The sequence below is a fragment of the Amycolatopsis sp. NPDC104587 genome, from assembly GCF_055583645.1.
In genome coordinates, this window is the sequence record NZ_JBVJNO010000004.1 from 100,789 (window position 1) to 113,397 (window position 12,609).

The following is a 12,609-nucleotide window of genomic DNA, read 5'->3' on the forward strand; positions in this document are numbered from 1 at the left end:
ACGTGTTAATCGCTTCGCCCGGTTAAGCTGGACTCTGGTGTGACCGTCGGTTCGGAGAAGATTCGCGCATGGAAGACCAGCGGCAGGTGCTCGTCCGGGCGGAGTCCCGGCGCGTCGAGGTGTCCGATCTCGACGGCGCCCACGAGACGCTTTCCTACCCTGGTGTCACTCTGACCCGCGTCAGCGCCGGCTCCCCGCACGACGAGGTCTGGCTGCCGATGGGTGACCTGCCGTCCGAGGTCGACGACGAAGCCCTCATCGCTGCCCTGCGCGAAGCCTTTCTCTGGCGGACCGAACTCAACCGCTGACCGGCCCGGATCGCTGCACAACCGCTCACGCGCCCGACCAGGCTCGACCTCATCACGGAGTGCCTTCGCCTGGCAGCGCCCGCCGTGGATAAACCTCGCCGTCCTGGGTAGACCTCCCTCGAAGGAGGGTGCTGCGTGCGGGTCAGCTGGAGCATGACGGGACAGCCGGGGTGGCAGGTGCTGGACGTGGCCGGGAGCGGCTCCCCCGGCCTGGCGGCCGCCCGGCGGTGGGCCGAGAAGGTGCTGGCCACGCTCGCCGAACGACACCTGATCGACGCGCTCATCGTGGTCGGCGAGCTGCTCGAGAACGCCCACGTGCACGCCGGCGGACCCGGCCAGCTGCGGATCCACCGCACGGCGGACCCCTGCGAGGTGACCGTGGCCGTCACCGACACCGGGCGGGGCGAACCCCGGCTGCGGGTGCCCGACCGCGGTGGCGGCCGGGGCCTGCTGCTCGTCGACCAGCTGTGCCTGGCCTGGGGTGTCAGCCGTCACGACGACGGAAAACTCGTGTGGGCCCGGCTCGACTGTGACGAGACGTGACCACCAGAACGATGCATGACCGATGCGGTCCACTTCGGACCGGTTTTCGTCCCTTGTGGACGCCCGTCGGCCGGGTCCGGATAGGACGATCCGCTGTGGAACACCGGAAAAGCGTTACGGCACCACAGAAATATCCGGCGGGTCTGCCGCCTACCGGCGTGGCGCGCCGGGTGGCACCTGCCGGGGCCGGGCGACTGGCGGCCGGGCCTGCCGCCGCGGCGGGGGCTGCCGCCGCGGCGGGGGCTGTTGCTGCGGCGCCCGATCTCGCTCTCGCGCCGGGGGCCGCGGCGCGCGGTCCCGCACCGGCCGTCGCGGCGGTTCCGGAGCTGGGGGCGACGGCGGGGCCGCCGAGGGCCGGTTGGCCCAGGAGTCGAAGAGCACGATCAGCGCCGCGAACACGGCGCAGCCGAGCCCCAGCATCAGGTTGACGAGCGCGCCGAGGATCCCGGCGACGAGCAGCACCGGCAGCACCGCCATCAGGCAGAACGGGTCGATCCGGCCGAACTTCGGGCGCTTCCCGCCCGCGGCCGGGCTCACACCCGCCCCCACGCGCGACTGGCTGTTCTTCGGGCCATTGTCGCAGTATGCAAGACTCGGCCGGGCCCGGCCAGTGGCGTGGGCCACCTCCGCCGAACCGGACGGAAGTTCCCGAACCGGACAGCGCGGCTCGCGGCCGGACATCTCGGCGCGGCTCGATCACGGAGCCGGTCGAGCCGATCACGCTGACGGGATCACGACGCGCGCAGGGCCGTCTCGACCTCGGCGTCGCTCAACCGGCGCGGGCTCACGTAGTACAGCACCGCGCCGACCGGGAGGTCCCGGTCCCAGGCGGGGTTCACCACGAGGTCACCTGCCGAACGGGCGGCCAGGATGGTGGCGCCGAACGTCCGGCCCAGCGCGAGCCGGCAGCGCTCGGCGGGCAGCCGTCCCAGCGACTCCGGCAGGGTCACCGAGTACGTCCCCGCGCCGCCGGTGGTCATCAGCTCGGCGTAGACGTCGGTGATCCCGGGCGAGGTGAGCTCTTCGGTGACCATCCGGGGCGTGTGCCACTGGACGCACCTGATCCGCGGGTTCACGTACCGGACCAGCTCGGACTTCTCCATGTCCCGCAGCGCGACCACCACGTGCGCCGACGGGCTCGCGTGGTCGACCGTGACCGCGACGGCCAGCGCTTCGTTGTCGTCCGCCATGTCGACCAGGACGGCCGCGGCCCGGAGCACGGCCGCCCGGTCCAGCACACCGGCCGCCGTCGGCTCACCGCGGACGAAGTCCACCGGCTGCGCCGGCATCGGGTGGACCGCCACCTCCTCGCCCGCGCAGAGCACCAGCCAAGCCACGCCGTCGGCCAGCAGCTGGGCGACGATCCGCTCGGTCCGCCCGGCCGTGTAGCCGATCAGCACTGTGTGCCCGGTGGCGCGCACCGGCTCGGTCCCCTGCATCCGCCGTCCCTTCGCCTGCTCGAGCTTCGCGGCGAGCTTGGTGAACACCGTGGTGAGGGTGGCGATCCCGCCGATGATCACGTACGCGCCGACGAAGTGGCCGGCCGTGCTCTCGGGCGAGTAGTCGCCGTACCCGACGGTGGCCGCCGTGACCACGAAGTACCACCAGTAGTTGCCGGCCCGGACCAGGTCGCTGCCCGCCGGTTCGGCGAGCACCATCAGCGGCCAGCTGGTGGCGAACACGAACACGACGACGAGCACCGGCAGCGTCCAGCCGCGGTTCGCCAGCCAGCGCGAGAACAAGCGGGAGAGGAAGAACGGCACCGCTCCTCCTCACCGGACCGACCGCGAACTCCCGCCAGCCGATCACACCGGCAGGCGGGGAAACAACGGCGGTTACCGGAATGAGTCCTCTTGAGACGGTCCGGTACTGCGCCGATCGTTACCAATCCGACCACAGTCACGGCCGAATGGCCCTCGTGACAACGTTACGTGGCGCTCAAGGGTCGGCCTACTTCTGGCCGGATCGGTAACCGGGACGGCCGGTCCAGTGGACGACGTCCGGGTACTCGAGGAACTTCCGCAGGTGCTGGTCTTCCGTGCGGCCGTGCAGCGGGAACTGCAGGCTCGAGCCGTCCGGCCACGTCAGCGTCCGCTTGCGCAGGCTGAGCTGCGGCGCCGTCGCCCCGCGTGCCTCCCAGACGACCTTCGGCTCGGGCGCGTCGGCCAGGTCGGTGGACGTCGACCCGGTGTCCACCACCGCGAGGCTCGACGGCGAGCACACCAGCCACGGCCCGTCCACCCGCCGGAACCGGTCGGCCAGGTCGAGCACTTGCGCGTCCGCCGGGCCCGAAACCCGGACCTCCCGCTGGAACGGCCGCCCCGGGGCGCCGCCGTTCGCCAGGGCGAAGACGGCGAACACCGCCGTGCCGATGCCGCGCAGGACGTTCCAGAAGAACCGGCGGACGAGCCGCTTCCCCTGCACGGTGCCGTCCAGGCGACGGCCGGGGACGGCGAAGCCCAGGTCGGTGTCGCCGAGGCGCAGCACGATGACCGGCTCCTGCCACCGCGCGCGCATCAGCTCCTCGACGCGCTCCCGGAACCCGGGCCGGACCTGGGCCTCGGCCGACCAGCGTTCGGCCTGGTCCTGGAGCCGCGCCGCCCGGGCCGCTAGATGTCGAGGTCCTTCCGCGTCTCCTCCGGGCTCCGGTCCCCGCCGATCTCGCTCTTGTCGAACCACGGTTCGTCTCCTTCGGGCGTGACGGCGTCCTTGCCTTCGGCGAAGGCGCCCTTCGCGGCCCCGATGCCCGCTTTGACACCCGCTCCGGCGAGCAGCGGCCCGGCGCCCGCGCTGGTGCCGAGCATCGTGGTCAGCATCCGGTTGCTCGGCTGCCAGCCCTCGGCGACCTTGCCGAAGCCGAACTTGGTCTGGCCCGGCATCACGCCGACACGCAGCTTGGTGGTGAACTCGACGAGCTTCGTCGAGTACTTCTCCAGGAACTTGATGAAGGTCTCGAGCAGCTTGCCGAACTTGCCCAGGTAGCCGGTGACCTTCTTCAGGACGGTCGCGGCCTTGGCGATGGACGCGGTCATGGCGGCGGCGACCGAGCTGCCGAAGCTGATCACCGACGCGGCCAGCGCCGGCAGCCAGAGCGTGATCAGCCAGGACACGAGCTCGGTGATGATGCCCTTGATCACCTCTTCGATGACCACCATGACCATCGACCACATCTGGAGCACCTCGGCCACCGAACCGGCGGCCGAGCCGACCCCGCGGATGCCCGAGGAGAAGTCGCCGAGCGCTTCCTTCGCGGCGTTGCCGGCGTCGTCGACCCACTCGGCCAGCGCCGTGTCCCCGGTCTTCTCGAAGTCCTCGGCGAGGGCGACGAAACCCTGGGCGATCGTCACGAAGTTCTCCGACGCGTGCCCGATCGCCGGGCCGTCGCCGGTGACCTGGTGCAGCGCGTCCTGCAGCGGCTGGACCAGCTCGAGCAGCATGTTCAGCCCGTGGCTGACCAGCCAGCCGATCGGGTCCATGGCGAAGGTGACCATGTCGCCCGCGGCGGCCCCGACGAACTTCGCGCCGTCGCCGACCAGCGCGCCCCCCGCGGAGGCCAGCTCCCCGAAGTTGCCCGCCTGCGCGGCCTGCTGGGCGTGCTCGCCGATCGACTTGCCCGCCTTGTAGGCGGTGCCCGCCACCGGCACGTAGCCGGCCGCGCGGTCGAGGTTCGCGCCGGTGCTCTCGTCGTAGGCCTGGACGTCCAGCGCGTCGGCGATGCTCTTCTTCGGCTCGGTCATTCGCCCTTCCCCACCGCGTCGATCTCCGCCTCGTACCGGCCGAAGGTGACCTTGCCGGCGTCTTCGGTGCCCTGGTACATCTCCGCTGCCTTGGTCAGCTTCGCGGTGAACCCGTCCACGCCGTCCTTCAGGTCGGTGAGCAGCGAGCGCAGTTCGGTCAGCCGGTCGGTGTAGCCCTGCTTGGCGTAGAGGCCGATGAGGCCCCAGGCCTCGTTCGTCACGTCGGCGGCGTCGATCTTGGCCCCGAACTTGTCCGCTTCGCCCTCGTAGAAGGGGAGCTGGCGGGCGTAGGCGGAGATCGCGCCGATGTTCGTCTGAATTCCGTCTGGCATCGCGTTTTCCTAGGATCGGCGGAGGATGGGGCCCTGGTCGTCGAAGTAGTCGTCGTCGCCGGCCGGGCGACGGCGGGCGGGCCGCGCCGGGTGCTGCGGCTGCGGTTCCGACGCGGGTTCGGCCGCCGCGGTTCCGAACGCTTCGGTCTGGGCCTGGCGCACCTGCTCGGAGACGTTCACGCCGAGCGTGTCGCCGAAGGTGTCGTCCACGATCCCGGCCTGCTGCCGGACGGCGCCGGCCACCGCGGCGCGGATGGTGCTCATGATCGTGGCGGCCAGCTGACCGGCCTCGACGCGCATGGCGCCCGCGGTGAGCCGGACGTCGGTGATCGTGCCGCCGGCGCCCGCGGCCACCGTGACGGTGCCGTCCGGCGAGGTGACGGTGGTCTCGACCTGGGCGATCCGCTCCTGCATGTCGCCGACGTCGGCGAAGCGGGCCTCGGCCTGCTGCACCTTGGCCCGGAAGTGCTCGAACTGGGCGATCAGCTCGTCCATCTGGGCGGACATCGTGTCTCCTTGCGTGGGTGCGGGGGCGGACAGTGGCCGAATTCTGACAGATTCGTGCGCGCGGGGATCAGTTTTCCGCAGATCCCGCACCGACCGGGGGTCTCAGACGTTGATCAGCTCGACGCTCACGGTCAGCGTGCCTCCGATCTCGAGGCCCTCGGCCTGCCGGACGGCGCGCTTGACGGGCAGCACGTAACCGCCGCGGCCGCTGTCCGGGAAGATCGACGTCCGCCAGGTCGTCGCCCCGACCCGGACCCGGACGCGCACCGCCCCGAAGCCCCGCCGGGGACCGGCGGCGAACTCCCGGATCTCCTCCGACGCGGCCACGGGCAGGCTGACGAAGGTCCAGCTCTCGGTGCGCCGGGCGTCCCACTCCCAGAGCTCGGCGTCGAAGACGAAGTTCACCTCGCCAGTGTCACACGCACCACCGGCACTAAACCGGATCACCGCGGCGCGCGTGCACCGGTGCCAGGACTCTCGCGGATTCGAAAGGCACGACCATCAGCAGCACCTTCACCGCCGACCCGGACGCGATCGGGAAGCTCGGCGCGCTGGCCGGGCGGGCCGGCGCCGCGGCCGGGCTCTACCGCGCCGCGGCCACCGACGGCCCGAACGAAGGGGGTGAGGGGCTGCTGGGCAAGCTGGCCGCGCCGCTCGACCGGTGGCAGGAGCTCGCCGTCGCCAACGGCGGCAAGGCCGAGTCGCTCGCGCACGCCTACGACACCGCGCTCGTCGCCGTGGCCAAGCTGTACCGGGAGACCGACCACGAAGCCGCCGCGAAGGCCGACGCGTCCTATCCGGACGCGCTGTCCGAGCGGGTCGCGCCCGGCGACGTCGCCTCGCCGGAAACCGCGGCGGCCTTCACCGACTTCGAAAACGCGTCCCGCAACCCCCGGCACCCCGAGCTCGAGTACACCGGCCCGGACAACCCGGGCGAAGACGGCGCGGGGCCTGCTGACGAAGCTGGTCGGGATCGACCTGCTGACCGTCGTCGAGAAGCTGGTGGCCGGCGACTGGGACGCCCTGCTGCGGCAGGGCATGGTGTTCGAGGACACCGGGGTCGCGTTCGGCAAGATCAAGCAGAATGTCGACCGCGGCCGGTTCGGCATCCAGGAACGCTGGACCGGGCACGCCGGTGAGGCCGCGCGCGCCTGGCTGACCGACTATTCGTACGCCTGCGCGGAACACGCGAAGTTCTGCACCGAAGCCGGCTGGAAGATCAAGAACTTCGCCCGCGCCGCCTACGACGCCATGCAGGCGCTCGACATCGCGCTCGAAGGGCTCCTCGACGCCCTGCTCGGCAAGGTCCTCAAGCTCGGCAAGGCCCTGGAGCTGGTCCTGCTGGGCATCGCCGGTCTCGGCGACGGGGAGTCCGTCCGCCAGGCGATCGCGGGGGTGCTGACCGAGGTGACCCCGCTGCGCACGGCCATCGACACGCTGAACACGCTGGCGCACACGATCGCGTCGATCTCCGAGCTGGTGGCGGGGAACGGCGAAGTCGCCGCCAAGGCCTGGCCCGGCGAACCCTACAAGCACCCGGGGACCTGACGTGGAGAGCTCACCGTGGCGCACCGAGCAGGGCCGGCGCGCGAGGCACAACCAGATGGTGCTGCTGGCCCGCGGCGAAGGCGACCTGGCCGACTTCGCCCGCGACGTCCTGGCCGGCCGGGCGAAGCCGGAAGACCTGCTGTACCGCTCGTACCTGAGTGACGAGACGCTCGAAGCGGCGCACGCGGGCATCGCCGAGTGGCACGCCCTGCCCGAGGCGGACCGGCAGGCGGCCCTCGACGGCGCGGCGGCCCGGACCCGGGAGGAAATCGCGGCGCTCGCGGCCCTTCCGGATGCGGAGCCGGGACCGGAGTCCGGCCCGGACGACGACGATCACGACTACGGTGCGGAGTTCCTGAACTCGTTGCGGTGAAACCGTTCCTTCTCGCCGGGTAGCCGATCCGGCGCTCAGCGTGGTCCTTGACGCGCGCGCACGCGCCTCCTAGGTTGTCGGGACATAGGACGTCGGACATCCCATGTCCTACCCCCTCCCTCAGCGAGGAGGCGGCGCCGGTGGCACCGACACGCAGGTTCGGCACGGTTCTGCTGGCAGCGGCCACGCTCTGGCTGCCCCTCACCCCGGCGGCCACGGCCGCGCCGGCCCACGGCTGCACGTCTTCGGTGCCGTTCACCTCCCGCACCGAGGGGTACGACACCTTCCGCATCCCGGCCGTGGTGCGCGCGGCGAACGGCGCGCTGGTGGCGTTCGCGGAGGGCCGGCGCGACTCGGCGGGCGACTCGGGCGCCATCCAGACGGTCTCGCGCAGCTCCCGCGACGGCGGCTGCACCTGGGGCGCCCTGTCCGTGGTGGCCGGCAACGGCGACGCGACCGCGGGCAACCCGACCCCGGTGCTCGCGCGCAACGGCGACCTGGTGCTGCTGACCGTCCACAACGGACTCGTCTCGGAGAAGCAGATCATGTCCGGCGAGGCGGCCGAGCAGGACACCCGCCGCGTGTTCGTCCAGCGCAGCGGGGACAACGGCCGCACCTGGACCGCCGCGCGCGACATCACCGCCGACACGAAGCTGCCGGGCTGGCGGTGGTACGCCACCGGTCCCGGGCACGCGACACTGCTGCGCCACGGCCCGCACGCGGGCCGGATCGTGGTGCCCGCCAACCACTCCAGCTCCCCGCCGGCCGGCTCGGCCGACGTCGGCACCGAGGCGAAGTACTACGGCGGCCACGACCTCTACAGCGACGACAACGGCCGCACCTGGCACATCGGCTTCACCGACGACCGCACCGACGGCGTCGTCGCGGCGAACGAGACGACGGCGACCGAGCTGCCCGACGGCACGCTCTACTTCTCCAGCCGCAACCAGGGTTCCGCGCCCGAGCACCGCGTCGACGGCTACAGCGTCGACGGCGGCAAGACCCTCGTGCGGCCGTACCGGGCGCAGCCATCGGTGTCCGGGACGAAGGTCGAGGGCAGCGTGCTGCAGACGACCCTGCCGTGGCTGGTGCTGTACTCCGGCCCGGCCGACCCCGCGACGCGCTCGGTGATGCGGCTGCGGCTGAGCACCGACCGCGGGCACACCTGGCACGCGGGCCGCACGCTGACCGCCGGCCCGGCGGCGTACTCCGACCTCGTCCAGGCCGACCCGCTCACGGTCGGGCTGCTGTACGAGACGGGCACGGCGGGGCCGTACGAAACCATCGTGTTCCAGCGGCTCCCGCTGACCCGGCTCGGCGGGTAGCGCACCCCTTGACAAGCAGCCGCGTCACCCTGTCTGCTTACTCCTGCGCAATCCAGCGCAGTAACGAGCAACTTCTCGCACTTACTGGAGGCTCGGGTGCAGCGACGCACACTGGTGTTCGGGACCATCGGCCTGCTGCTCGCCGGCGCGACACCGGCCGCCGCGGCCCAGCAGGCGTCGCTGACCGTGCCTCGCAGCGGCGACGCCCCCGGCTACCAGCTGCGCGTCGACACGCAGCGCCTCGGGATCAGCGTGTCCCGGGGCGGTGAGCAGCTGCTGCGCACGGCTCCCGACGCCTTCACGTTCTCCGGCGGGGTCGCCACGCGGGTGCGGTCGGTCGAGAAGCACGGGGACACGCTCGTCGCGGTGGCCGACAGCACCGCCGGCAAGCCCGTGACCTTGCGGTTGACGCCGAAAGCGGACCGTTTCGAGCTCAGCTGGTCGGTCGGCGGCGAGGTGGCCGGTGACCGGGTGGCCCACTTCGACCTGGCGACGTCCGGGCACTGGTACGGCGGCGGTGAGACCAGCGAAGGCAAACCCCAGCCGTACCCGCTCTCCGCCGGCGTCGTCGACGAACCCGAGTTCTCCCCCGCCAGCTACATGATGCAGGAGCCGTACTTCTCGACGTCGAAGTCGGTCGGTCTCTTCGTGCGCACCGCGCAGCCGATGAAGGTCGCGCTCGCGAACGGGCGCGCCGACCTCACCGTCACCGGCTCGGCCGAGTACTCGAGCACGATCTTCGTCGAATCGAGCCGGCGCGCGGTCTACGACGACTACCTCGGCGAGGTCGGCAAGCCCGCCAAGAGCGACGCCTCCGACGCCGAATACACCAGTCCACTGTGGAACTCGTGGGCGCAGTACTACCGGAACATCGACCAGGACAAGGTCCTCGCCTGGGCGCGCGACCTGAAGGCCGCGGGGGTCGCCGGGCACACCGTGCAGCTCGACGACAAGTGGGAGTCGAACTACGGCAACCTGACCTTCGACCCGAAGACGTTCCCCGAGCCCAAGAAGCTCGTCGACGACGTCCACGCGCTGGGCCAGAAGTTCGGGCTGTGGACGACGTTCTGGATCAACCTCGACTCGGCCAACTACGCCTATGCCCGCGACCACGGCTACCTGCTGCGCGCCAAGGGAAACAGCGAACCGTGCACGGTCAAGTGGTGGAACGGCACCGCGGGCATCATCGACCTCGGCAACGCGCAGGCGCGGGACTGGTACACCGGCAACCTGCGCACGCTCATGGCCGGCTACGGCGTCGACGGCTTCAAGTTCGACACCCGCTTCTTCGACGACAGCTGCGCCACCTCGGGCGGGCTGACCCCGCAGGACTACCAGCGGCTCGGCGCGGACATGACCGACAGTTTCGACCAGCAGGGCGCCGGCATCCGCACCCACTGGGGCACCCAGCGCTACGGCTTCGTGATCCGGGCGGTCGACGCCGACACGACGTGGGACGGCCTGCGCACGTCCGTCCGCCGGGCCTCGGTCATCTCCACCGACGGGTACCCGTTCGTCGAGACGGACATGATCGGCGGGTCGAACAGCGAACCGCCACCCTCGCCGGAGGTGCTCGTGCGCTGGGCGCAGGCGGCGTCGCTGATGCCGCTCATGTACGCCTCGACGTCGCCGGTGACGACCGTCGACACCACCACCGGTCAGACGGTGACCTACCCGGCCGGCACCGCCGAGCGGTACGCCGGCGCCGTGCGGACCCACGCGAAGCTGGCCGAGTACCTGAAGACCCAGGTGAAGCAGGCGGTCGCGGACGGGACGCCGATCATGCGGCCGGTGTTCTTCGACTTCCCGCGGGACCACCGCTTCGACACGATCGACGACGAGTGGCTGCTCGGCCCGGCGCTGCTGGCCGCCCCGGTGCTCGCCGCGGGCACCACCCGTGACGTGGTGTTGCCCGCCGGCCTGTGGTTCGACCCGCACACCAAGCGGGTCGAGCTCGGCGGACGCACCCTGCGCGACTACCCCGCGCCGCTCGACGTCACGCCGATGTTCGTCCGCCTCGGCGCGCCGGGGTCCGCCGGGCTGGTCGCGGCCCTCTCGCGGTGACCGGCCCGCTCACGGCGGGGCGAACGCCGCCCCGCCGTCGTGCCACCACCGCCGGTAGCCCGGCGTGCTCTCGACGAGGGCCGGCTACCAATCCGACCAGAAGCAGGCCGACCCCTTCGGACGGCACGCGACTGTTGCTGCGAAAGCCATTCGGCCGTGGCTGTAGTCGGATTGGCAGCGAACAGCACAGTAACCCAGCCGGATCTCCTCGCACACCTCGTCCACCAGCGCGGCGAGCGCGGACTCCGTGCGCCAGGCGAGCACCAGCCCGCGGTGCAGCGGGGTCCCGGTGAGCGAGAGGGTCGCCAGGCCGTCGCGGGCCGTGCCGATCGGGTAGAGCGGGCAGATCGCGCGGTTCTCCCGCGTCAGCGCGAAAGCGACGTGCGCTTCGTTCGTGAAGTGCGTGATGCGGTGCTCGAAGCCGGCCGACGCGCAGACGCGGGTGAAGTACTCGTTCATGCCGCTGTCGGTGTCCTTCCGCGACACCGACGAAGAACGGCTCTCGCAGCAGCAGCCGGTGTTCCACGCCTTCGGGCAGCTGCAGGGGGAAGCCGGAGAACTCGCGCAGCACCGCGACGTCCAGCTCGCCCGAGCGCAGCAACGCGGTGAGGGCGCCCGTCTCGCGGATCGTGCGGCTGGTGACCTCCCGCCGCGGCACCATCGCGGTGAGCGTGTTGACGAGCAGGCTGAACTGCTGCGCCGGGATCCCGCCGACCTTGACCGGCGCGCCCGCCTCGCCGCGGGTGTTCACGCGCGCGGTGCGTTGCAGGACTTCGAACTGGCGCAGCAGGGTGCGCGCGTCGCGCACGAACTCGGAGCCGGCGTGGGTGGGCAGCACGCCCTCGGCCGAGCGGACGAACAGCGAGCCGCCGACGAGCTGCTCGATCCGCTTGAGCTGCGTGGTCACGGCGGGCTGGCTCAGGTGCAGCCTGCGGCCGCCCGCCGCAGGCTGCCGGCCGCGGCGACTTCGACCACGAGCTCCAGGTGCCGGATCTCCAGACGCATGATCGGAACGTTACTGGTTCGGCCAAAGGCAGGCCGACCGCCACGCGGCACGCAACCGTCGACGCGAAGCCATTCGGCCGTGACCGTGGCCGGACCAGGAACAGTCGACACAGTATCGCCCGATGCACTAGGGCCGACTCCGTGACGATCATCGCCACCGGGCCGGGAGCGCGTTTACGTTTCCGGGTGACTGTTCTGGCTTCGGTTCCGGTGAGCGGGAAGCCGGCTCTTCCCGTGTTGTTGTCCGACGACGTGCTGCGCCGCTTCCTCGACGCCGCGGCCGCCGAACACGCGTTCATCACCCCGGAAGAACCGAGACCCTGTTTCGCGGTGCTGCTCGGCGTGTTCGCCGACGACGCCGTCGTCGTGTCCGACCTCGCCTTCGGCCGCAACGCCCGCACGACGGATCCCAGTGCCCGGGCGGAGTTCGCGGCCGCGATCGTCCCGCGGTTCGGCTCCGCGTACGAAAACCCGGTGCGCGCCTGGTGGTTCGACCCCGCCGACCTGCTCCGCATCACCCGCGACGCCGGCGCACGTGACCTCGACGTGCTCGGTTCGATCCACCTGCACCCGGACTGGCACCGGCTCGGCCCGGAATGCGAACGCGACCGTCCGCTGAGCGACCGGCCGACCCCGATGGACGAATACGTGTTCCGCGGCGCGGGCTGGCCGCTGAACGTCGTCTGTCACCTCGAACGGCGGCACGGCGGGTTCTACTACTCGCTCGGCGCGTGGGACGGCGACTGCGCGCCGTTGTCCCTGCGCGTCCACGCCTCGGCGGCCGTGGTGAGCGCGTGACCGACCACCGCATCCCGGCCCTGTGGGACACACCCCGCCGGGGTGGTGACGCACGCCGCGGCCGTCGTC

At 71.6% G+C, this 12,609-nt stretch carries 15 protein-coding genes; 7 read left to right on the plus strand and 8 right to left on the minus strand.

Annotated elements, in window-relative coordinates:
• Positions 1-68 precede the first annotated feature (68 nt).
• Together ACZ61C_RS12290 and ACZ61C_RS12295 are read left to right on the plus strand one after the other, a co-directional pair.
• On the plus strand, positions 69-308 hold the full coding sequence (locus tag ACZ61C_RS12290; protein ID WP_465305840.1) for a hypothetical protein: 240 nt from the start codon (positions 69-71) through the stop codon (positions 306-308).
• A 135-nt stretch (positions 309-443) separates the two neighbouring features.
• Positions 444-851, plus strand: coding sequence for an ATP-binding protein (locus ACZ61C_RS12295; RefSeq protein WP_465305842.1), 408 nt, complete (start codon positions 444-446; stop codon positions 849-851).
• A gap of 150 nt (positions 852-1,001) precedes the next feature.
• Here ACZ61C_RS12295 and ACZ61C_RS12300 read toward each other — a convergent pair whose 3' ends face one another.
• From ACZ61C_RS12300 to ACZ61C_RS12330, 7 genes are all read right to left on the minus strand, one after another.
• Entirely contained in the window at positions 1,002-1,388 is a 387-nt protein-coding gene (locus ACZ61C_RS12300) for a hypothetical protein (RefSeq protein ID WP_465305844.1), read from the minus strand.
• Between the two features lie 194 nt (positions 1,389-1,582).
• Positions 1,583-2,614, minus strand: coding sequence for a potassium channel family protein (locus ACZ61C_RS12305; RefSeq protein WP_465305846.1), 1,032 nt, complete (start codon positions 2,612-2,614; stop codon positions 1,583-1,585).
• 187 nt (positions 2,615-2,801) lie between these two features.
• Positions 2,802-3,368 carry a hypothetical protein gene (locus ACZ61C_RS12310; RefSeq protein ID WP_465306992.1) on the minus strand — a complete coding sequence of 189 codons (567 nt, stop codon included), beginning with the start codon at positions 3,366-3,368 and terminating at the stop codon, positions 2,802-2,804.
• Positions 3,369-3,460: 92 nt separating this feature from the next.
• Entirely contained in the window at positions 3,461-4,588 is a 1,128-nt protein-coding gene (locus ACZ61C_RS12315; protein WP_465305848.1) for a hypothetical protein, read from the minus strand.
• Positions 4,585-4,920 carry a hypothetical protein gene (locus tag ACZ61C_RS12320; RefSeq protein ID WP_465305850.1) on the minus strand — a complete coding sequence of 112 codons (336 nt, stop codon included), beginning with the start codon at positions 4,918-4,920 and terminating at the stop codon, positions 4,585-4,587. Before ACZ61C_RS12320 ends, ACZ61C_RS12315 begins: the two co-directional genes overlap by 4 nt.
• 9 nt (positions 4,921-4,929) lie before the next feature.
• The gene (locus ACZ61C_RS12325) at positions 4,930-5,427 is read right to left on the minus strand and encodes a YbaB/EbfC family nucleoid-associated protein (protein ID WP_465305852.1); all 498 of its coding nucleotides are present in this window, start codon (positions 5,425-5,427) and stop codon (positions 4,930-4,932) included.
• Between the two features lie 102 nt (positions 5,428-5,529).
• Positions 5,530-5,832, minus strand: a complete 303-nt coding sequence (locus ACZ61C_RS12330) for a DUF1905 domain-containing protein (RefSeq protein WP_465305854.1) — start codon at positions 5,830-5,832, stop codon at positions 5,530-5,532.
• 597 nt (positions 5,833-6,429) lie between these two features.
• Here ACZ61C_RS12330 and ACZ61C_RS12335 point away from each other — a divergent pair.
• From ACZ61C_RS12335 to ACZ61C_RS12350, 4 genes are all read left to right on the plus strand, one after another.
• Entirely contained in the window at positions 6,430-6,975 is a 546-nt protein-coding gene (locus ACZ61C_RS12335) for a hypothetical protein (protein ID WP_465305856.1), read from the plus strand.
• A 1-nt stretch (position 6,976) separates the two neighbouring features.
• A complete protein-coding gene (locus ACZ61C_RS12340; protein WP_465305858.1) occupies positions 6,977-7,348 on the plus strand; it encodes a hypothetical protein in 372 nt (123 codons plus the stop codon).
• Positions 7,349-7,488: 140 nt separating this feature from the next.
• Positions 7,489-8,673, plus strand: a complete 1,185-nt coding sequence (locus tag ACZ61C_RS12345; protein ID WP_465305860.1) for a sialidase family protein — start codon at positions 7,489-7,491, stop codon at positions 8,671-8,673.
• Between the two features lie 96 nt (positions 8,674-8,769).
• On the plus strand, positions 8,770-10,737 hold the full coding sequence (locus ACZ61C_RS12350) for a TIM-barrel domain-containing protein (protein ID WP_465305862.1): 1,968 nt from the start codon (positions 8,770-8,772) through the stop codon (positions 10,735-10,737).
• An 84-nt stretch (positions 10,738-10,821) separates the two neighbouring features.
• On the opposite strand, the gene ACZ61C_RS12355 is transcribed toward ACZ61C_RS12350, so the two are convergent.
• A complete protein-coding gene (locus ACZ61C_RS12355) occupies positions 10,822-11,196 on the minus strand; it encodes a type 2 periplasmic-binding domain-containing protein (RefSeq protein WP_465307061.1) in 375 nt (124 codons plus the stop codon).
• A gap of 732 nt (positions 11,197-11,928) precedes the next feature.
• On the opposite strand from ACZ61C_RS12355, the gene ACZ61C_RS12360 reads away from it, so the two are divergent.
• Positions 11,929-12,540: a hypothetical protein gene (locus tag ACZ61C_RS12360; RefSeq protein WP_465305864.1), complete on the plus strand. Its 612-nt coding sequence runs from the start codon at positions 11,929-11,931 to the stop codon at positions 12,538-12,540.
• Positions 12,541-12,609 lie beyond the last annotated feature (69 nt).

Coding starts and splice junctions, on each gene's coding strand:
- ACZ61C_RS12290 (WP_465305840.1), top strand. CDS start 69: ATGGAAGACCAGCGGCAGGTGCTCGTCCGGGCGGAGTCCCGGCGCGTC.
- ACZ61C_RS12310 (WP_465306992.1), bottom strand. CDS start 3,368: ATGCGCGCGCGGTGGCAGGAGCCGGTCATCGTGCTGCGCCTCGGCGAC.
- ACZ61C_RS12315 (WP_465305848.1), bottom strand. CDS start 4,588: ATGACCGAGCCGAAGAAGAGCATCGCCGACGCGCTGGACGTCCAGGCC.
- ACZ61C_RS12320 (WP_465305850.1), bottom strand. CDS start 4,920: ATGCCAGACGGAATTCAGACGAACATCGGCGCGATCTCCGCCTACGCC.
- ACZ61C_RS12325 (WP_465305852.1), bottom strand. CDS start 5,427: ATGTCCGCCCAGATGGACGAGCTGATCGCCCAGTTCGAGCACTTCCGG.
- ACZ61C_RS12355 (WP_465307061.1), bottom strand. CDS start 11,196: ATGAACGAGTACTTCACCCGCGTCTGCGCGTCGGCCGGCTTCGAGCAC.